Origin of the sequence: Conexibacter arvalis (genome assembly GCF_014199525.1) — a bacterium.
GTDB classification, from domain to species: Bacteria; Actinomycetota; Thermoleophilia; order Solirubrobacterales; family Solirubrobacteraceae; genus Conexibacter; species Conexibacter arvalis.
The window spans coordinates 607,159-624,655 of sequence record NZ_JACHNU010000001.1 but is presented as its reverse complement, the minus strand read 5'-3'; the positions used below and the strand labels follow the sequence as shown (position 1 = coordinate 624,655).

Below are 17,497 nucleotides of genomic sequence, written 5' to 3'. Positions count from 1 at the left end.
CCGATCCGATCACTCTGGACGACGGTTGGTTTCATCCCTCGATCCCCGGAAGGCCAATGAGCATCAATCTCGCGGCGTCGCCGCAGGCCTATCGTGAGAGCGCGGTCCTGACCGCGCCGCCGGAGCGGCTCGTCGTCATGCTCTACGACGGCGCCTGCCGCTTCCTCCACCAGGCCGCGGTCACGATGGCCGGCGGCGACATCCAGACCTCGCACGACCGCCTTCGTCGCGCGGAGGCGATCATCGACCACCTGCTCGCGACGCTCGACATGAGCCAGGGCGAGATCGCGCAGCGGCTGGAGTCGATCTACATCTTCTGCCAGCGCCTGATCGCCGAGGGCCGCATCAGACAGGACCCCGAGAAGCTCGAGCAGGTCAGAGGCCTGCTGAGAGAGCTGCGCGAGGCCTGGGACCAGCTCGGCGGCGCGGCCGCCGCTCCGGCATGAGCGAGCTCGAGCCCTACGAGGCGCTCGCCGCGCTCGCCGAGCGCGAGCTGGTCCTCGTGCGCGGCGAGCAGCTGCCGACGCTGGAGGAGCTCGACGCGCTGCTGAGAGAGCGCGACGCGCTCGTGGAGGCGCTGCCGGCCGAGCCGCCGGCCGGCGCGCGGCCGGCGCTCGCGCGCGCGATGGCGCTGCAGGAGCAGACGACCGCCGAGCTGGGGCGGCGCGCCGCCGAGGTGCGCCGCTCGATCGGCGACGTCGAGCTCGGCCGCCGCGTCGCGCGCGGCTACGGCACGACCGGCGTCGCCTCGGGCGGCCTCGACTGGGCCGGCTGAGAGCGGCCCGATCCGTCGCCAAGCAGACAGGCCGGATGTCACCGCTCAAGAACCTTCTCGCGCGGCCGATGTTCTGGCATGAAGAAGCAGGGACCTCCATGAGCAGGCCCGCCCAACCTCGCCGAGATTCCATGGACGGCCGAAAGGACCCGCGACCCGCATGAGCCTCTTCGACAGCACGCAGCTTGCGCTCGAGACCGCCCTCCGCGGCGCCTCGATGCGCCAGGAGCTGCTGACGAACAACCTCGCGAACATCAACACGCCGGGCTACCAGCGGCAGGATCTCGACTTCCACAGCGCGCTGCGGGCGGCGCAGGCGTCGGGCGCCGATCCGACGACCGTCTCGTTCCGCCCGACGACCGATCCGGCCCGCACGGTCCGCGCCGACGGCTCCGGCCTCGACGCCGACCAGGAGGCCGCCTCGCTGGCGAAGAACGCGCTCGAGTACCAGTCGCTCGTGCAGGTGATGACCGCGCGCGTCCACATCATGCAGACCGCGATCGGCGTCCGCTGATGGGCCTCTTCAACGCGATCGACATCGCCGGCTCCGGCCTCACGGCCGAGCGCCTGCGGATGGACGTCACCGCCGAGAACCTCGCCAACGCGCAGACGACGCGGGCGGCCGGCGGCGGCGCCTACCAGCGCAAGGAGGTCGTCCTCCAGCAGGCCGGCGGCTCCAGCTTCTCGACGATGCTCACCGGCGCGATCGGCGGCGTGCGCCCGGTCGAGGGCGCCAGAGGCGTGCAGGTCGGCGCGATCGTCCAGGACCCGACGACGAAGCTCGTCTACGACCCCGGCCATCCCGACGCCAACCCGCAGGGCTACGTCGAGATGCCGAACGTCAACCCGGTGACCGAGATGGTCGACCTGATCAGCTCCTCCCGCTCCTACGAGGCGAACGTGACCGCGATGCAGTCGTCCAAGCAGATGTTCACCAAGACGCTCGAGCTGCTCAGATGATCGAGGCGATCGATCCCTCGATGGTCCCCGGCGCCGCCGAGTGGCAGGTCGAGGGCATCCCGCAGCTGCCGCCCGTCGAGACCGGCACGCCCGCCGTCGACGCCGTTCCGGCGAGCGGCGAAGGATTCGGCGAGATGCTTGCGAATGAGGTCGGCAAGCTCTCCGAGCTGCAGACGAATGCCGCCGAAGCAGGGCAGGCGCTCGCGAACGGCACGGCGACCGATCTGGTCTCCGCCGTCGTGGCCGTCGAGAAGGCGCAGCTCGCGATGCAGTTCGCGGGGCAGATCCGGACGAGAGGCTCCGAGGCCCTCGCCGAGATCTTCCGCACCCAGATCTGACCCTGATCGATGCCCGCTCGCGCTCTGCTCGCAAACCTCTCGACCCGCGGCAAGATCGTCCTCGCCGTCGGGGCGCTCGCCGTCGTCGTCGTCTTCTTCGCGCTCTTCCGGATCGCCACGGCGCCGAGCTACACGACGTTGCTCACCGGCCTGGACCCGAAGCAGACCGGCAAGGTCACCGAGGCGCTGTCGGCGAGAGGCATCCCCTTCGAGCTGCAGAACAACGGCACCGCCGTCGCGGTCCAGAGAGGCGAGACCGCGCAGGCGCGGATCGCGCTCGCCGAGTCGGGCGTGCCCGCCAGCACGCAGGAGGGCTACGAGATCCTCGACAGACAGAAGCTCGGCACCTCCAACTTCCAGCAGCAGGTCAACTACCAGCGCGCCAAGGAAGGCGAGATCGCCCGGACGATCGAGCAGATCGACGGCGTCTCCAGCGCCCAGGTCCAGCTCGTGCTGCCCGACAGAGAGGCGCAGCTGTTCGCCGAGAACGTCAACCCCGCGACGGCGGCGGTGCTGCTGAGCGGAACGGCGCTCGACGAGGGGCAGGTGCGCGGCATCGCGCAGCTGGTCGCCAACAGCGTCTCCGGGCTGAGATCGGACAAGGTCACGATCACCGACAGCAGCGGCACGATGCTGTGGCCGACCGCGACCAGCGGCGGGGGCGGCTCCTCCGGCCTGCTCGCCAAGCAGGCGGCCGAGGCGCGCTACAACCAGCAGGCGGCCTCCGCGATCACCGCGATGCTGGCGCGCACGATCGGCGCCGAGAACGTCCAGGTCCAGGTCAACGCCGACCTCGACGCCAACGAGGCGACCCAGGACAGACTGGTCTACGGCAGAGCGGGGACGCCGACCGCGACGAGAACGGAGAGAGAGACGCTCGTCGGCAGAGCCGGCGGCGCCGGCGGCCCGGCCGGGACGGCCGGCAACAACCCGCCGACGTACGCCCAGCAGGGCGGCGGCGACTCCGACTACAGACGCGAGACCGAGGACGAGGCGCTCGCCGTCAACAAGACCGTCACGCGCACGAGAATCGCGCCCGGCTCGATCAGAAGACAGCAGGTCGCGGTGCTGATCGACGACTCGATCCCGGCCACGATGATCCCCGGCATCAGAGACGCGGTGATGAGCGCCGCCGGCATCGACGAGGAGCGCGGCGACGTCCTGACCGTCTCCCAGCTCGCCTTCGTCCAGCCGCCGAGAGCGCCGGCCGCCTCGCCGGTCGACGACATCTGGGAGTACGCCAGATACGCCCTGATCGGCCTCGCCGCGCTCGCCTTCCTCGCGCTCGTCACGCGCCAGCTGCGCAAGCGCGAGCAGGAGGCGCTCGCCGGCGAGCCGACGTGGCTGCGCGAGATCGAGTCGCCGCGCACGCTCGCCGAGCTGGAGCGGTTCGAGGAGCCGGTCGCGCCGACGAGAGTGCTGCCGCTCAGATCGCCCGAGAACCCGGCGCGGATGCAGGTCGAGGAACTGGTCGAGCGCGACCCCGAGCGCGTCGCGCAGCACGTCCGCGCGTGGATGCAGGAGGACTAGCGCAGCATGGCGATCCAACTCCCAGCCGCAGGCGCCGAGGATCCGACCGGCGTGATGCCGGCGCCGCGTCGCCTGCCGCAGAGAACGCCGGTGCGGCTGAGAGGCCGGCACAAGGCGGCCGTGCTGCTGGTCGCGCTCGGGCCCGAGAAGGCCGCCGAGATCTTCAAGCACCTGCGCGACGAGGAGATCGAGACCCTCTCGCTGGAGATGGCGAAGCTCACGCAGATCGACCACGAGGCGGTCGGCTTCGTCTTCGAGGAGCTGGTCGCGACCGTCCAGGCCTACGACTCGCTCGCCGCCGGCGGCGTCGACTACGCGCGCGAGGTGCTGGAGCGGGCGCTCGGGCCCGAGCGCGCCGCCGAGATCATCGGCCGGCTCTCGACCGTGATCGAGATGCGGCCGTTCGAGTTCCTGCGCCGCACGCCGCCCGAGCACATCGTCACCTTCCTGCGCGCCGAGGCGCCGCAGACGATCGCGCTCGTGATCGCCAACCTCCACACGACGCTCGCCGCGCAGGTGCTCGCCCACCTGCCCGAGGAGGAGCAGGCCGACATCGCGCTGCGGATCGCGCGCATGAGCGAGACGCCGCCGGACGTCGTCAAGGAGATCGAGGGCGTGATGCGGCAGAAGCTCGCCTCGGTCGTCCAGCAGGAGTACAGCTCCTCCGGCGGCGTCAAGTCGCTCGCCGAGATCCTCAACTACACCGACCGCCCGACCGAGCGCAACGTGCTCGACACGCTCACCGAGCGCGACGCCGAGCTCGGCGAGGAGGTGCGGCGGCTGCTGTTCGTCTTCGAGGACATCGCCAAGCTCGACGACCGCTCGATCCAGCTCGTGCTGCGCGAGGCCGACCAGAGAGACCTGGCGCTGGCGCTCCGCGGCGTCGACGACGAGGTCAGAGAGCGGATCCTTGGCAACATGTCCGAGCGCGGCGCGACGCTGCTGCGCGAGGAGATGGAGTACCAGCCGCCGCAGCGCAAGCGCGTCGTCGAGGAGGCCCAGGGCCGGATCGTCGCGATCGTGCGCCGGCTCGAGGACGCGGGCGCGCTCGTGATCGGCCGCGGCGGGAGCGACACCATTGTCTGACGCCGCCGCGGACCCGGTCACGCTCTACGCCTTCGAGCAGCTCGAGCCGCCGAGACCGGTCGCGCTGAGAGAGGTCGAGGATCCGCTGGAGGCCGCGCGCGCCGAGGCCGAGCAGATCCGCGAGCAGGCGCGCGCCGAGGGCTTCGCGGCCGGCCAGGCCGCCGCGCTCGCCGCGGCGCAGCCGGGGCTGGATGCCGCCGTCGCCGCGCTGCAGGCGGCCGTCGCCGGCGTCGAGCAGGTGCGCGAGGAGACCGCCGCGAAGGTCGAGCGCGACGCGATCGAGCTGGCGCTGCAGCTGGCCGAGAAGATCGTCGCCGGCGCGCTCGCGGTCGAGTCGGAGCGGATCGTCGACGTCGTGCGCGGCGCGCTGCGCCGCCTCGCCGAGCGGCGCCGCGTGACGATCCTCGTCAACCCCGACGACCTCGAGACGGTGCGCGAAGCGACCGACTCGTTCGTGACCGGGCTCGGCGGTATCGAGCACTGCGAGGTCCAGGCGGAGCGGCGGATCGCGCCCGGCGGCGCGCTCGTGCGCACCGAGGAGGGCCAGATCGACGCGACCGTCGCGACCCAGCTGATGCGCGCGCGCGAGCTGGTGGAGCTGGAGTTGGGGGAATGAGTGGAATGCCGCGGCCGGAGGCCTTGCATTCCATTGGAAGAACTCGCCTTGGGGCTCGTCCTTCCGCGATCTGGCGGCTCGCTCTTCCGGCGAGGTGGCACGAAGGAGCGCTCGCGTGACCCCGGAGGAGCAGGCGCCCGACGCCGTCGTCGTCTCCGAGATCGGCGACACGCTCAGACATGTCGGCAACGTGCTGCGGGCGAGCGATCTGGCGCGCCGCCACGGCCGCGTCAGCGACCTGATCGGGCTGGTCGTCGAGGCGACCGGGCTGCAGGCCGAGGTCGGCGAGATCTGCATGGTCAACGGCGACCGCGGCCATCCGCCGGTGCCGGCCGAGGTCGTCGGCTTCCGCGGCGCCCGCACGCTGCTGATGCCGCTCGGCGAGATGCACGGCATCGGGCCGGCGACGACCGCGCGCGCGACCGGCACCCCCTTCCGCATCCGCGTCGGCGAGGACCTGCTCGGGCGCGTGATCGACGGGCTCGGCAAGCCGATCGACGGGATGCCGCGCGCGACCGGCGGCAGGCCCCGCTCGACGATCGCCTCGCCGCCCGACCCGCTCGAGCGGCCGCGGATCCAGCAGCGCGTCGACCTCGGCGTGCGCGCGCTCGACGCGCTCGTCCCCTGCGGGCGCGGGCAGCGGCTCGGCATCTTCGCCGGCTCCGGCGTCGGCAAGTCGTCGCTGCTGGGCATGATCGCCCGCTCGACGACGGCCGACGTCAACGTGATCGCGCTGGTCGGCGAGCGCGGCCGCGAGGTGAAGGAGTTCGTCGAGCGCGACCTCGGCGACGCGCTCGCCCACTCGGTCGTGATCGTCGCGACCTCCGACCAGCCGGCGCTCGTGCGCATCAAGGCCGCGTTCACGGCGACCGCGATCGCGGAGCACTTCCGCGACCAGGGCAGGAACGTGATGCTGATGATGGACTCGGTCACGCGCTTCGCGATGGCGCAGCGCGAGGTCGGCCTGGCGATCGGCGAGCCGCCGGCGACGCGCGGCTACACGCCGAGCGTCTTCGCCCAGCTGCCGCGCCTGCTGGAGCGCTCCGGCACCGCCAGGGTCGGCTCGATCACCGGCCTCTACACCGTGCTCGTCGACGGCGACGACATGAACGAGCCGATCGCCGACGCGGTCCGCTCGATCCTCGACGGCCACATCGTGCTGACGCGCGAGCTGGCGCACGCCTCGCACTACCCGGCGATCGACGTGCTGCAGTCGGTCTCGCGCCTCGTCGGCGAGGTCGTCTCGCCCGAGGTGCGCGCCGCCGGCCAGGCCGTCCGCCAGCTGATGGCGGCCTACAAGGAGAAGGAAGATCTGATCGCGATCGGCGCCTACCAGTCCGGCACCGATCCGACCGTCGACGCCGCGATCGCGCTGCGACCGCAGATCGACCGCTTCCTGCGCCAGGGCGTCGAGGAGCTGACGACGGCGGCCGAGGCCGACCAGCTGCTGCTCGACATCGCCGCCCGCGTCGGCGAGCACACCGGCGTCGGCCCCGAGCCGGCCGCGGCCCCCGCCGCGCCCCCGCCGCCCGCCGCGGCCCCGCCCCAGGGCGGCGGCAACCCGGCGATACCGGCGATGCCCAACCTCGCCTGAGGGCACCGACCGCGTCCGAGCCGGCCGCCGCCGTCAGCGCGGCACGACCGCGCAGCCGCAGGCGACGGCCGCGTCGGCCAGCCGTCGGTCCCAGGTGACGACGACGAGCCGGTCGCCCGCGCTGCCGACGTCCGAGCCCTCCTCCTCGAACAGGAGCTTGACGAGCGCGGAGGTGTCGAAGTAGGCGTTCAGCGCTGCTCCTCCACAAGCTCGGAGATGGAGCCGCGCGCTCTGATCCGTCTCGGCAGCGACCGTCGCGTCGTCGTCGGCTCGCGGACGAGGCCGCGGGCGCGCAGCTCTGCGAGCGGGTCGGCGGGTCGACCGGGACGAGTCGGGCGACCGGGGTGCCGCGCATCGTCACGGTGACCTCGGCGCCGTCTGCGACGTGCTGAACGTAGCGGCTGAGCTGGTCGTGAAGTTCGCGCACGCCGACCTCCTGTCTGAGCGGTCCTCTTTGTCGCGTCATGTGAAGGAGCGTAGGCGCTACATCGGCCGGCTGGGTTGGGGGTGCGAGGGCGGTCATGGGCCCAGCCTGCCGAGATGGAATGCACGTGTGGGAGGCGCGCCGCAACGATGTTGCGTAGGCATGGCTCCATCTGTGGCGAGGCAGGTGAGTCGAACATCCGTCCAGGGGGTGAATGTTGGGCGGGTCGGGTCGATCACCGGGTCGTGACTGCCTTCCAGTTCCGCCTCGAGCGCGTGCGCGCACTGCGCGAGCGCGGCGAGGACCTCGCCAAGGAAGAGCTCGCCGGCGCGCTCTCGCGCCGGACCGACTGCGAGGAGCGCCTGCGCAGGACGGCGCAGACGCTCGACGCCGCGCGCGAGCAGCAGCGCAGCCTCGCCGCCGCGCCGACCAGCGCGATCGACCTGATCGCCCGCCAGCAGTACCTCGAGCGGGTCGAGCGCGACCGCGTCGCCGGGCAGCAGGACCTCGTCCGCCACGAGGCCGAGGTCGAGCAGCGCCGCGCCGCGCTCGTCGTCGCCGCCCGCGACCGCCAGGCGCTCGAGCGCCTGAAGGAGAGACAGCGGATCGACCACGTCCGCGAGCTCGCCCGCGTCGAGGGCGCCGCGATGGACGAGATCGCCCTCACCCTCCACCGCCGGAGAGCGCCGTGAGCGCCGTCGACGCGGTCGCCGCCCCCGGCGCCGTCGGCGCGCAGTCGGCGATCGCGCGGATCGCCGAGCTGCAGGCGCTCGTCGCGCGCGCCACCGGCGCCGAGCAGGTAGCGCCGGCCGCGCCCGCGCAGCACGGCGGCGCCAGCTTCGCCTCCGCCCTCACCGCCGCCGGCGTCGGCCAGCAGGTCGCCTCCGCCGCGCTCGGCGCCCCGGGCGCCGGCTACGGCTCGAACGTCACCGCCGCGGGCACCGCCAACCTCGGCGAGCCGAGCCCGTTCGACGGCCTGATCGCCGCCGCGGCGCAGAGATACGGGCTCGACCCGGCCGTCCTCAAGGGGCTGATCCGGGCGGAGTCGAACTTCGATCCGTCCGCGACCAGCGGCGCCGGCGCCGCCGGGCTCGTGCAGCTGATGCCGGGCACCGCCGCCTCGCTCGGCGTCACCGACCGCCTCGACCCGGCCCAGTCGATCGACGGCGGCGCGCGCTACCTGCGCCAGCAGCTCGACGCCTTCGGCGGCGACCTCACGCTGGCGCTCGCGGCCTACAACGCCGGCCCCGGCGCCGTCAGAAGATTCGGCGGCGTGCCGCCGTACGCCGAGACGCAGGCGTACGTGCAGAAGGTCGTCGCCTACGCCGACCAGTACCGCAGCGCACCGGCCGCGCCGGCCCACGGCGCGCTCCCTCCCACGACCGGATCGGGATCGATCACATGAGCATCTCCAGTCCGCCGCCGGTGGCCGCGCCGCCGCCGGCGACCACGGGGCCGCCTAAGGGCCGCTCCGCACCGTCGGAACGCGACCCGTTCGCCTCGGTGCTCGACCAGCAGGCCCGGACCGCCACTGCGGAAGGCCTCTCCAAGCAGCAGAGCGCGAACGGCGCGGGCGGCGCGACCGGCCGCCCCGGCACCGGTTCGCAGCCCGCCGACGCCGACCCGGCGCAGCCGGGGGCCGGCGACCCCGCCACGCTGGCGGCCGCGCTCGCCGCGCTGCTCGACGGCGTCGCGCCCGCGCCGCCGCAGCAGACCGCGACGGCTGCTGCCGCGCAGGCCGCGCCCGCCGCGCCGCCGATCGCGTCGAACGCGGCGCCGGCAGGCGCGCCGGTCGCTCCGGCCGTCGCCGGCGAGGCCGCGCCGACGGCCCTCCCCGCGTCTGTGTCGAGCGTCGCCGCCGTCCCGGCGACCGCCGTCGAGACGCCCGCGCTCCCCGCCTCCGCCGACCAGGCCCAGACCGCGCCGGAGGGCCGGATCGAGCTGCCGAGCGCCGCCCGCGGCGAGACGCAGGCGAGAGCCGGCGCCTCCGCCGGCGACGGTCAGGCGAGCGGCGGCGACGGCCGCACCGACTCCGGCGGCGGCGCCCAGCGCCCCGCGGCCGGCCACGCCGCCGATCCGGCGGCGACGACGGCGAAGGCCGCCGGCGAGCCGACGACCGCGGCCTCGACGACCGCGAGCGCGGCCGCGCCCGCCGCGTCCCAGCCCGCCGCCGCGGCGAGCACGCCGGCGAGCGCGCCCGCCGCGCCGCTGCCGACGGCGCTCCACCAGCTCGCCGACGCCGCCGCCCCGGCCGGGACGGCGGCGCCGCACGGCCGCGCCGTCACGCTCGACCATGCGGTCGAGACGGTGCGGCTGGCGCTGCGCGCCGGCGCCGAGCGCGGCGTCACCCACGCCCGCATCTCGCTGTCGCCGGTCGAGCTCGGCTCGATCGAGGTCCACCTCCGCAACACCGCCGACGGGATCGTCGCGCGCGTCGTCGCCGACAGCGCCGCCGCGGCGCAGCTGCTGCAGCAGTCGGGCGGCGACCTGCGCCGCTCGCTCGAGCAGCAGGGCCTCTCGCTCGTGCGGCTCGACATCGGCGCCTCGGGCGAGCAGGCCGGGCAGGCCGGCGGCCAGCGCGGCTTCGGCGCCTTCGCCGCCGGCCGCTCCGGCTCCGGCGGTCGCGGCGCCGCGAGCGGCGAGGAGACCGTGATCGCGGTCGCGACCGACGCGCCCGCCGCTCCGCGCGGTGCGCTCCAGCTCTCCAACGGCGCGCTCGTCGACGTGCTCGCGTGAACAAGGACGTGAACCGATGCCCGTAGATCCCGCCAACTCGTCGACCAGAGCCCCGTCCGTCTACGACACGACGAGACCGAAGGACCCGTCGATCCTCGGCAAGGACGACTTCCTGAAGCTGCTGATCGGCCAGATGCAGAACCAGGATCCGCTCAACCCGACCGACGGCGCCCAGTACATGGCGCAGATGACGCAGTTCTCGATCCTGGAGCAGATCACGAACCTCGGCCAGACGATGGCCGCGGCCTCCTCCAACGAGTACGACCAGAACGCGATCGCCCTGATCGGCAAGCAGATCTCCTACCTGAGACTCGACGGCAGAGAGCTCAGAACGTACACCGGGACCGTCGAGAGCGTGACCTTCACCAACCAGGGCCCGCAGCTGACGATCAGAGAGGACAGCGCGAAGGTGATGCCCGTCTCGGTCACCGCCGTCTGGGGGCCTGACGGACCGCCGCCGCCGACCGACCCGCCCCCGACCGACCCGCCCCCGGGCGGCGATGACGAGGGCGGCGAGGCCGAGGGCGACGTCGGCGCGAGCGGAACGAGCGGCGTGTGAGCCTGAACGTCCCCAACGCCGCGCTCGTCCCGCCGGGCGTCGCCCCGGTCGCCGCGCCCGCGCCGCCCGCCGGCGCGCCGCGCCGCGACGCGCCGGTGCAGGGCCCCTCCTTCCAGGAGGTCCTGCGCAGCCGCACCCAGGAGGCGCAGGGCGTCGAGTTCTCGCGCCATGCGCTGCAGCGGCTGGAGCGGCGCGGCATCGAGCTGGGCGAGCAGACGCTCGCACGGCTCAGCGACGGCGTCGAGCGCGCGGCCGGCAAGGGCTCGCGCGAGTCGGTCGTCTTCGTCGACGGGACGGCGTTCGTCGTCTCGGTCAGAAACCGCACCGTCATCACGGCGGTCGACCCCGAGCACATGCGCGAGCACGTGTTCACGAACATCGACAGCGCCGTCATCGCATGACGCGACCGGCGCGACACCCCCACTGCGGCCGGCCCTCCTCGAGGAAGCCGCGAAAGGAAGTGATGTCCTCATGATGCGAGGCATGTTCTCCGCGATCAGCGGCCTGAAGGTCAACCAGACGATGCTCGACGTGACCGCGAACGACCTCGCGAACGTCAACACCGTCGGCTACAAGTCGGCCCGCACGACCTTCCAGGACTCGCTCGCCCAGCTGCAGCGCGGCGCGGCCGCGCCCGGCCAGGGCAACGGCGGCTCCAACGCGCTGCAGGTCGGCCTCGGCGTCCAGCTCGGCTCGGTCGACAACCTGATGCAGGGCGGCGCCCCGATGACGACCGGCTCCCCGCTCGACGTCTACATCCAGGGCGGCGGCTGGTTCCGCGTCGCCAACGGCACGCCGCCGGCGGTCCCGACGGCCGACTTCCTCTGGACCCGCGCCGGCAACTTCACGACCAACAGCGACGGCTTTCTGATCACGTCGGCGGGCCACTACGTGATCGGCCGCGGCGCGACCGCGACGCCCGACGGCGCCGGCGGCTTCACCTACGCGCCGAACGCGACCGACTCCTACATCGTGATCCCGCCGGGCTCGACCGACCCCGCGATCGGCCAGGACGGCAGCGTCTCCTACGTCGACCGCGACGCCGCCTCGCCGACCAACGGCCAGCGCGTCGTCGCCGGCTACATCGCGCTCGGCCGCTTCGCCAACGAGGCCGGCCTGCAGCGCAACGGCGGCTCGCTGTGGACCGAGTCGGCCTCCTCCGGCCCGGCGACCGTCGAGACCGCCGGCGTCAACGGCAACGGGCAGACGATCGCCGGCATGCTCGAGATGAGCAACGTCGACCTCGCGACCCAGTTCACGACCATGATCACTGCGCAGCGCGGCTTCCAGGCCAACTCCCGCGTCATCTCGACCTCGGACGAGATGCTGCAGGACCTGGTGAACCTGAAGCGCTGATCGCCGCAGCCGGCTAGGCGCTCGTGCGGCGGACGAGGGACCGCCGCACGAGCCCTGCCATGCCGGCCCACGTCCATGGAGGAGACACCGCGTGATCGTCCTGCACCGCCTCGGCCACAACGCCGAGCAGTTCCATCTCAACCCAGACCTCATCCTCACCGTCGAGGCGACGCCCGACACCGTCGTGACGCTCACGACCGGAGCGAAGATCGTCGTCGTCGAGTCGCCCGTGCGCGTGGCGGAGGAGGTGCGCGCATGGCGCAGCGAGATCCTCAAGGACGCGCTCGGCCGGCGCCGCGACGAGCCGCCGGCGCGCGGCTCGGCGATGGCCCGCGTCGTCTCCTCGCGGCTCGGCGACCGCCCGTCGCTGACCGCCCTCGACGGCAACGAGCCGCGCACGACTGAAAATCCGCCGACTTCGGTCGATCACCCAGAGCGATGAAGGCATCGACTGCAATCGGACTCGTCGGCGGCCTCGTCGCGATCCTCCTGACGGGGATGCTCGAGGGCACGTCGCCCTCGACGTTCATCAACATCCCCGCGATCATGATCGTGCTCGTCGGCACGTTCATGGCGACGATGGCGAGCGTCGGGATCGACCAGATGAAGCGGATCCCGACGCTGTACCGGATCACCTTCAACCCGCCCGAGCAGGATCTGCGCGCCCGCGTCGACCTGCTCGTCTCGATCGCCGAGCAGGCGCGCCGCGAGGGCCTCCTCGCGCTCGACGCGCAGCTCGCCGACATCGACGACGAGTTCACGCGCAAGGGCCTGCAGCTGGTCGTCGACGGCACCGACCCCGATCTCGTGCGCGAGATCCTCGAGGCCGAGATCGACGCGATGCAGGCGCGGCACGCGCTCGGCGCCAACACGTTCGAGAAGGCCGGCGGCTACGCCCCGACGCTCGGCATCCTTGGCGCCGTCATGGGCCTCATCTCGGTGCTCGGGAACCTCTCCGACCCCGACTCGCTCGGCCCCGCCATCTCGGTCGCCTTCATCGCGACGCTCTACGGCGTCGGCGGCGCCAACGTCGTCTTCCTCCCCGTCGCCTCCCGGCTGAAGGCGCTGTCGGAGGAGGAGGTCGAGCTGCGCTCGCTGACGCTCGACGGGATCCTCGCCGTGCAGGCGGGCGACAACCCGCGCGTCGTCGCCGACAAGCTCAGCTCCTACGTCCCGCCGTCCGAGCGCAGAGCGGCCGACGACAACGTCACCTCGCTCGACGGCCAACGGCGCGAGGCTGCCTGATGTCCGCCCCCAAGCGTGGCGGTCGCCGCCGCGGACGGGGCGGCGCACATGGCGCAGGACATGGCGGCAGCGGCGACGAGCGCTGGCTGATCACCTACGCGGACATGCTGACGCTGCTGCTGGCGCTGTTCATCGTCCTCTACTCGATCTCGTCGCTCAACACGTCGAAGTTCGAGGCGCTGCAGACCTCCCTGCGGGACGCCTTCTCGGGCAAGATAATCAGCGGCGGCGAGGGGATCGTCGAGACCGGCGTCAGCGCGACGAGAGAGACGCCGTCGTCGGTGATCCCGAACATCACGCCGCCGACGCCGCAGATCGCGACGCCGAGAGACAGAACGGCCGCCGCCGCGCTCGACGCGCGTCGCGAGGACGACTCGTTCCGGAGGCTGAAGGCCCAGATCGAGGCGTACGCGAAGGCGCACGGGCTCGAGGACCAGGTCGAGGCCGTCGTCGCCCGGCGCGGGCTGGTCGTGCGGCTGCTGACCGACAGAGTCCTGTTCGACTCCGGCTTCGCCGACCTCAAGGCCCAGGGCAGACCGCTGCTCGCCCACGTCGGCAACCTCGTGAAGATCGACGAGGAGCATCCGGTCCTCGTCGAGGGCCACACCGACGACGTGCCGATCAGCACCTCGCGGTTCGCCTCCAACTGGGAGCTGTCGACGGCGCGCGCGACCGAGGTCGTCCGCTTCCTGATCGAGCGCGGCGTGCCGGGGAGACGGATCGGCGCCTCCGGCTACGCCGACCAGCACCCGCTGTCGAGCAACGGCAGCGACCGCGGCCGCGCCCGCAACCGCCGCGTCGAGGTCGTGCTCCAGCGCATCAACACCCTTCCCTCCGACCGCGACGCCGCACCTGACACATCGAAAGGCCTGACACCATGAGAAAGAACGTCGTCATCCTCGTGCTGGCAGCCCTGATCGTGGGCGCCGGCGCCGCCTACACGATGGCCAAGCCCAAGGACGAGAAGAGACACAAGATCGACGGCACCGTCTACGTGCTGCCGAAGGAGTTCCTCCTCAACCTCAGCGACGGCCGCTACGCGAAGCTGAACGTCGCGCTCGTGCTCGACCCGCACCAGGCGACCGCGCCCGACACGGGCGGCCACGGCGGCGGCCCGAGACCGCCGGAGGGCTTCGGCACGCTCGAGCAGGAGGCGGTCGTGCGCGACATCGTCACCGACGTCGTCACCAACCAGGACGGCGACACGCTGATCAGCGCCGACGGCCGCGAGAGAATCAAGCAGGCGATCCTCGTCCAGATCAGAAGAACGACCGACGTGAGAACCAAGGACGTCCTGATCACGGACGTCGCCGTCCAGTAGGAGCCCCGGATGAGCCACGAGATGGAGCTGCCGGCGTTCGAGCGCCCCCAGCGCAACGGCCACGACGGCCACGCGGCCAACGACCTCGGCCGGCTCAGCGACGTCCCCGTCGAGCTGGCGGTCGAGATCGGCCGCACGCGGATGACGGTCGGCGAGACGCTCGAGCTGCGTCCCGGCTCGATCGTCGTGCTCAACCGCATGGCCGGCGAGCCGGTCGACCTGCTCGTCAACGGCACGCCGATCGCCCATGGCGAGGTGGTCGTGATCGACGAGGAGTTCGGCCTCCGCATCACCGACGTGATCGGCGGCGGGGCCGCCGGCGCGAGCACGCGCGACGACGCGCCCGAGCCGGCGCAGGAGCCGGCCGCCGAGGCGCCCGGCACGGTCTGATCGCCCGCTGCCGCCGCTCAAGAGCGGCAGCGGCGTGCCGATCACCGGAGGGCACCCCGAACCGCCGGAGAGCCCCATGTCAGAAGGCCAGACCACACGCCAGCTCGTCGTCTTCTCGCTCGGCGACGAGGAGTACGCCCTGCCGATCACGCAGGTGCACGAGATCATCCGCTACACCGAGCCGCGCTCCGTCGCCTCCGACGTCGACTGGGTCCGCGGCGTGATCAGCCTCCGCGGCAAGATCGTCCCCGTCTACGACCTCGCCTCGCGCCTCGGCTTCGCCTCCGAGCGCAAGGAGTCGGCGAAGATCGTGATCGTCGAGACCGCGACCGACATGGCCGGCGTGATCGTCGACGACGTCGAGGAGGTCCTGACGGTCGAGTCGGCCCAGATCGAGGACGTTCCCGCCGCCGACAACGAGTCGATCGAGGCGATCGCGAAGATCGACGACCGGCTCGTGATCCTGCTCAACCCGGCCGGCATCTTCGCCTCCGCCGGCACGATCGCCGGGAGCGGCGAGCCGAGCGGCAACGGCGTCGCCGACCTGGTCCACGCGTAGCCCGCCGGGCCGCGAAGGACTCCCGCACCGCACAGATGTCGAGCGCCACCGCCACCCGCGTCGTCGTCGCCGACGACTCCGGCCTGATGCGCCGCGTCGTCACCGCGACGCTCGAGCACTCCGGCTTCACCGTCGTCGGCGCCGCGAAGGACGGCGACGAGGCGCTCGCGCTGTGCGAGCGCGAGCAGCCGGACGCGATGACGCTCGACCTCGCGATGCCCGGGCTCGACGGCATCGGCGTGCTCAGAGCGCTGCGCAGGCAGGGCGAGCGGGCGACGCCGGTCGTCGTCGTGTCGGCCTTCTCGCCGGCTCACGGCGCCCGCGCCGTCGACGCGCTCGCGGAGGGCGCCTTCGACCTCGTCGCCAAGCCGGCCGTCGGCGACGGCATCGACCGCTTCACCAACGAGCTGAGCGACAAGGTCCGCCTCGCGGCCGCCTCGCGCCGCGGCGCGCGCCGGCGCGCGCCGCAGCCGCCCGCGGAGGGCGGTCGCGTGCGGACCGCGCCGAGCGGCGCCGGCGCCGCCGGCTCCGGCCGCACCGAGCGGCGGGCCCGCGCCCACGCCGCGACGCGACGCATCGTCGTGATCGCCTGCTCGACCGGCGGCCCGAAGGCGCTCGCCGAGCTGGTCCCGGCGCTGCCGGCCCCGCTCGGCGCCGGCACGCTGATCGTCCAGCACATGCCGCCCGGCTTCACGGGCTCGCTGGCCGCGCGCCTCGACCGCGTCTCCAACCTGAACGTGCGCGAGGCCGCCGGCGGCGAGACGCTCGACCCAAGGGTCGCGCTGCTGGCGCCCGGCGGCGCCCATCTGCGGCTGACCGACCCGGCGCGCGTGACCCAGCTCAGCGACGAGCCCGAGATCGGCGGCCTGCGGCCGCGCGCCGACCTGACGATCGTCGACGTCGCGAGGGCGTTCGGCGAGAAGATGCTGCTCGTCGTCCTGACCGGGATGGGCAGGGACGGGCTCGAGGGGGCCCGCGAGGTCCGCCGTCGCGGTGGCCGCGTGCTGGTCGAGGCCGAGTCGACCTGCACCGTCTACGGCATGCCGCGCGCGATCGCCGAGGCCGGCCTCGCGCACGAGGTCCTGCCGCTGCACGAGCTGCCGGCCGCGATCACCACCGAAGCGGGTGGCCGATGAGCGCGACCGCTCCCCGCACTGGCAGAACGAGCCCTCCGGGCGAGATCTCCCGACCGAACCCGAGGCCGCAGGCCGAGCGGTTCGGCGACGAGTACGTCGCCTTCTGCGATGGCGTGCGGTCGCTGACCCAGATCGACCTGGGGCAGTACAAGCGCGGGCAGATGGAGCGGCGCATCCGCACCTTCGCCCAGCGCCGCGGCACGCCCGACCTGCTCGCGTACCTCTCGGCCCTGCGCTCCGACAGAGCGGAGCTGGAGGGCTTCCTCGACCGCGTGACGATCAACGTCTCGCAGCTGTGGCGCAACCCCGAGCAGTGGCGCGTGCTCGAGCGCGAGGTGCTGCCCGAGCTGATCGCGGCGGCGCCGCTCCGCCGCATGAGAGCGTGGAGCGCCGGCTGCTCCTACGGCGCCGAGGCGTACACGCTTGCGGCGCTCTGCCGCGAGCTCGACGGCGGCGGCCGCGCCGAGATCGTCGGCACCGACATCGACCGCCGCATGGTCGAGCGCGCCGAGCGCGGCCGCTTCAGCGACGAGGACGCCCGCAGCGCCTCGCGCGAGCTGCTCGAACGGTGGTTCACGCGCGAGGGCGAGGAGTGGCAGGCGAGACGCGAGCTGCGGTCGCTCGTCCGCTTCGAGGTCGGCGACCTGCTGCGGATGAGACCGCGGCGCGACGCCTACGACCTCGTCCTCTGCCGCAACACCGTCATCTACTTCACCGAGGAGGTCCGCGACGCGCTGCACGAGCGGCTCGTCGCGTCCCTCCGGCCCGGCGGCTACCTCGTGATCGGCTCGACCGAGCGCGTCAGCCGGCCTCGCGAGCTGGGCCTCGACGCCACGCATCCCTTCACCTATCGCAAGAGCCAGTGAGCCGCT

At 73.0% G+C, this 17,497-nt stretch carries 23 protein-coding genes and 1 pseudogene; 23 read left to right on the top strand and 1 reads right to left on the bottom strand.

Annotation, left to right across the window (positions count from 1 at the left end):
• Positions 1-56 precede the first annotated feature (56 nt).
• The 9 genes from fliS (at position 57) to BDZ31_RS02895 (ending at position 6,899) form a co-directional block, all read left to right on the top strand.
• A complete protein-coding gene (gene fliS / locus BDZ31_RS02935; protein WP_183338814.1) occupies positions 57-446 on the top strand; it encodes a flagellar export chaperone FliS in 390 nt (129 codons plus the stop codon).
• Positions 443-775: a flagellar protein FliT gene (gene fliT / locus BDZ31_RS02930; RefSeq protein WP_183338812.1), complete on the top strand. Its 333-nt coding sequence runs from the start codon at positions 443-445 to the stop codon at positions 773-775. The genes fliS and fliT overlap by 4 nt, the downstream gene beginning before the upstream one ends.
• Before the next feature lie 160 nt (positions 776-935).
• Entirely contained in the window at positions 936-1,289 is a 354-nt protein-coding gene (gene flgB, locus BDZ31_RS02925; RefSeq protein WP_183338810.1) for a flagellar basal body rod protein FlgB, read from the top strand.
• Positions 1,289-1,735 carry a flagellar basal body rod protein FlgC gene (gene flgC / locus BDZ31_RS02920; protein WP_183338808.1) on the top strand — a complete coding sequence of 149 codons (447 nt, stop codon included), beginning with the start codon at positions 1,289-1,291 and terminating at the stop codon, positions 1,733-1,735. Before flgB ends, flgC begins: the two co-directional genes overlap by 1 nt.
• Positions 1,732-2,073: a flagellar hook-basal body complex protein FliE gene (gene fliE / locus BDZ31_RS02915; protein WP_183338806.1), complete on the top strand. Its 342-nt coding sequence runs from the start codon at positions 1,732-1,734 to the stop codon at positions 2,071-2,073. Before flgC ends, fliE begins: the two co-directional genes overlap by 4 nt.
• Before the next feature lie 9 nt (positions 2,074-2,082).
• The gene (gene fliF / locus BDZ31_RS02910; protein ID WP_183338804.1) at positions 2,083-3,603 is read left to right on the top strand and encodes a flagellar basal-body MS-ring/collar protein FliF; all 1,521 of its coding nucleotides are present in this window, start codon (positions 2,083-2,085) and stop codon (positions 3,601-3,603) included.
• Positions 3,604-3,609: 6 nt separating this feature from the next.
• Entirely contained in the window at positions 3,610-4,689 is a 1,080-nt protein-coding gene (gene fliG / locus BDZ31_RS02905; RefSeq protein WP_221242793.1) for a flagellar motor switch protein FliG, read from the top strand.
• On the top strand, positions 4,682-5,305 hold the full coding sequence (locus tag BDZ31_RS02900; RefSeq protein WP_183338802.1) for a FliH/SctL family protein: 624 nt from the start codon (positions 4,682-4,684) through the stop codon (positions 5,303-5,305). The genes fliG and BDZ31_RS02900 overlap by 8 nt, the downstream gene beginning before the upstream one ends.
• A gap of 115 nt (positions 5,306-5,420) precedes the next feature.
• Positions 5,421-6,899 carry a FliI/YscN family ATPase gene (locus BDZ31_RS02895; protein WP_183338800.1) on the top strand — a complete coding sequence of 493 codons (1,479 nt, stop codon included), beginning with the start codon at positions 5,421-5,423 and terminating at the stop codon, positions 6,897-6,899.
• Positions 6,900-7,227: 328 nt separating this feature from the next.
• Here BDZ31_RS02895 and BDZ31_RS25785 read toward each other — a convergent pair.
• Positions 7,228-7,365 (bottom strand): annotated as a pseudogene (locus tag BDZ31_RS25785) (type II toxin-antitoxin system Phd/YefM family antitoxin); the annotation flags it as partial.
• Between the two features lie 203 nt (positions 7,366-7,568).
• Here BDZ31_RS25785 and fliJ point away from each other — a divergent pair.
• From fliJ to BDZ31_RS02820, 14 genes are all read left to right on the top strand, one after another.
• Positions 7,569-8,015, top strand: a complete 447-nt coding sequence (gene fliJ / locus BDZ31_RS02885) for a flagellar export protein FliJ (protein ID WP_183338798.1) — start codon at positions 7,569-7,571, stop codon at positions 8,013-8,015.
• The gene (locus BDZ31_RS02880; protein ID WP_221242792.1) at positions 8,012-8,728 is read left to right on the top strand and encodes a lytic transglycosylase domain-containing protein; all 717 of its coding nucleotides are present in this window, start codon (positions 8,012-8,014) and stop codon (positions 8,726-8,728) included. The genes fliJ and BDZ31_RS02880 overlap by 4 nt, the downstream gene beginning before the upstream one ends.
• On the top strand, positions 8,725-10,059 hold the full coding sequence (locus BDZ31_RS02875; RefSeq protein WP_183338796.1) for a flagellar hook-length control protein FliK: 1,335 nt from the start codon (positions 8,725-8,727) through the stop codon (positions 10,057-10,059). The genes BDZ31_RS02880 and BDZ31_RS02875 overlap by 4 nt, the downstream gene beginning before the upstream one ends.
• Before the next feature lie 16 nt (positions 10,060-10,075).
• Positions 10,076-10,618: a flagellar hook capping FlgD N-terminal domain-containing protein gene (locus BDZ31_RS02870; protein WP_183338794.1), complete on the top strand. Its 543-nt coding sequence runs from the start codon at positions 10,076-10,078 to the stop codon at positions 10,616-10,618.
• Positions 10,615-11,019 carry a TIGR02530 family flagellar biosynthesis protein gene (locus tag BDZ31_RS02865; RefSeq protein ID WP_183338792.1) on the top strand — a complete coding sequence of 135 codons (405 nt, stop codon included), beginning with the start codon at positions 10,615-10,617 and terminating at the stop codon, positions 11,017-11,019. The genes BDZ31_RS02870 and BDZ31_RS02865 overlap by 4 nt, the downstream gene beginning before the upstream one ends.
• A gap of 82 nt (positions 11,020-11,101) precedes the next feature.
• On the top strand, positions 11,102-11,974 hold the full coding sequence (locus tag BDZ31_RS02860) for a flagellar hook-basal body complex protein (RefSeq protein ID WP_221242791.1): 873 nt from the start codon (positions 11,102-11,104) through the stop codon (positions 11,972-11,974).
• A 91-nt stretch (positions 11,975-12,065) separates the two neighbouring features.
• Complete coding sequence (locus BDZ31_RS02855) at positions 12,066-12,416, top strand: flagellar FlbD family protein (protein ID WP_183338788.1); 351 nt, start codon at positions 12,066-12,068, stop codon at positions 12,414-12,416.
• Positions 12,413-13,219 carry a flagellar motor protein gene (locus BDZ31_RS02850; RefSeq protein WP_183338786.1) on the top strand — a complete coding sequence of 269 codons (807 nt, stop codon included), beginning with the start codon at positions 12,413-12,415 and terminating at the stop codon, positions 13,217-13,219. Before BDZ31_RS02855 ends, BDZ31_RS02850 begins: the two co-directional genes overlap by 4 nt.
• Entirely contained in the window at positions 13,219-14,100 is an 882-nt protein-coding gene (locus tag BDZ31_RS02845; protein ID WP_183338784.1) for an OmpA/MotB family protein, read from the top strand. The genes BDZ31_RS02850 and BDZ31_RS02845 overlap by 1 nt, the downstream gene beginning before the upstream one ends.
• A complete protein-coding gene (locus tag BDZ31_RS02840; RefSeq protein ID WP_183338782.1) occupies positions 14,097-14,540 on the top strand; it encodes a flagellar basal body-associated FliL family protein in 444 nt (147 codons plus the stop codon). The genes BDZ31_RS02845 and BDZ31_RS02840 overlap by 4 nt, the downstream gene beginning before the upstream one ends.
• Positions 14,541-14,549: 9 nt before the next feature.
• Positions 14,550-14,930, top strand: a complete 381-nt coding sequence (fliN, locus tag BDZ31_RS02835; RefSeq protein ID WP_183338780.1) for a flagellar motor switch protein FliN — start codon at positions 14,550-14,552, stop codon at positions 14,928-14,930.
• A 76-nt stretch (positions 14,931-15,006) separates the two neighbouring features.
• Positions 15,007-15,489 carry a chemotaxis protein CheW gene (locus BDZ31_RS02830; protein WP_183338778.1) on the top strand — a complete coding sequence of 161 codons (483 nt, stop codon included), beginning with the start codon at positions 15,007-15,009 and terminating at the stop codon, positions 15,487-15,489.
• Positions 15,490-15,524: 35 nt separating this feature from the next.
• On the top strand, positions 15,525-16,625 hold the full coding sequence (gene cheB / locus BDZ31_RS02825) for a chemotaxis-specific protein-glutamate methyltransferase CheB (RefSeq protein ID WP_183338776.1): 1,101 nt from the start codon (positions 15,525-15,527) through the stop codon (positions 16,623-16,625).
• Positions 16,622-17,491, top strand: coding sequence for a CheR family methyltransferase (locus BDZ31_RS02820; RefSeq protein ID WP_183338774.1), 870 nt, complete (start codon positions 16,622-16,624; stop codon positions 17,489-17,491). The genes cheB and BDZ31_RS02820 overlap by 4 nt, the downstream gene beginning before the upstream one ends.
• The last annotated feature ends 6 nt before the right edge of the window (positions 17,492-17,497 follow it).

Bases quoted from the DNA above. Each gene is read 5' to 3' on its own strand.
- fliF (WP_183338804.1), top strand. From the start codon at position 2,083: ATGCCCGCTCGCGCTCTGCTCGCAAACCTCTCGACCCGCGGCAAGATC.
- fliT (WP_183338812.1), top strand. From the start codon at position 443: ATGAGCGAGCTCGAGCCCTACGAGGCGCTCGCCGCGCTCGCCGAGCGC.
- BDZ31_RS02850 (WP_183338786.1), top strand. From the start codon at position 12,413: ATGAAGGCATCGACTGCAATCGGACTCGTCGGCGGCCTCGTCGCGATC.
- BDZ31_RS02875 (WP_183338796.1), top strand. From the start codon at position 8,725: ATGAGCATCTCCAGTCCGCCGCCGGTGGCCGCGCCGCCGCCGGCGACC.
- fliE (WP_183338806.1), top strand. From the start codon at position 1,732: ATGATCGAGGCGATCGATCCCTCGATGGTCCCCGGCGCCGCCGAGTGG.
- BDZ31_RS02830 (WP_183338778.1), top strand. From the start codon at position 15,007: ATGTCAGAAGGCCAGACCACACGCCAGCTCGTCGTCTTCTCGCTCGGC.
- BDZ31_RS02820 (WP_183338774.1), top strand. From the start codon at position 16,622: ATGAGCGCGACCGCTCCCCGCACTGGCAGAACGAGCCCTCCGGGCGAG.
- cheB (WP_183338776.1), top strand. From the start codon at position 15,525: ATGTCGAGCGCCACCGCCACCCGCGTCGTCGTCGCCGACGACTCCGGC.
- fliG (WP_221242793.1), top strand. From the start codon at position 3,610: ATGGCGATCCAACTCCCAGCCGCAGGCGCCGAGGATCCGACCGGCGTG.
- BDZ31_RS02870 (WP_183338794.1), top strand. From the start codon at position 10,076: ATGCCCGTAGATCCCGCCAACTCGTCGACCAGAGCCCCGTCCGTCTAC.
- BDZ31_RS02840 (WP_183338782.1), top strand. From the start codon at position 14,097: ATGAGAAAGAACGTCGTCATCCTCGTGCTGGCAGCCCTGATCGTGGGC.
- BDZ31_RS02845 (WP_183338784.1), top strand. From the start codon at position 13,219: ATGTCCGCCCCCAAGCGTGGCGGTCGCCGCCGCGGACGGGGCGGCGCA.
- flgB (WP_183338810.1), top strand. From the start codon at position 936: ATGAGCCTCTTCGACAGCACGCAGCTTGCGCTCGAGACCGCCCTCCGC.
- fliS (WP_183338814.1), top strand. From the start codon at position 57: ATGAGCATCAATCTCGCGGCGTCGCCGCAGGCCTATCGTGAGAGCGCG.
- BDZ31_RS02860 (WP_221242791.1), top strand. From the start codon at position 11,102: ATGTTCTCCGCGATCAGCGGCCTGAAGGTCAACCAGACGATGCTCGAC.
- flgC (WP_183338808.1), top strand. From the start codon at position 1,289: ATGGGCCTCTTCAACGCGATCGACATCGCCGGCTCCGGCCTCACGGCC.
- fliN (WP_183338780.1), top strand. From the start codon at position 14,550: ATGAGCCACGAGATGGAGCTGCCGGCGTTCGAGCGCCCCCAGCGCAAC.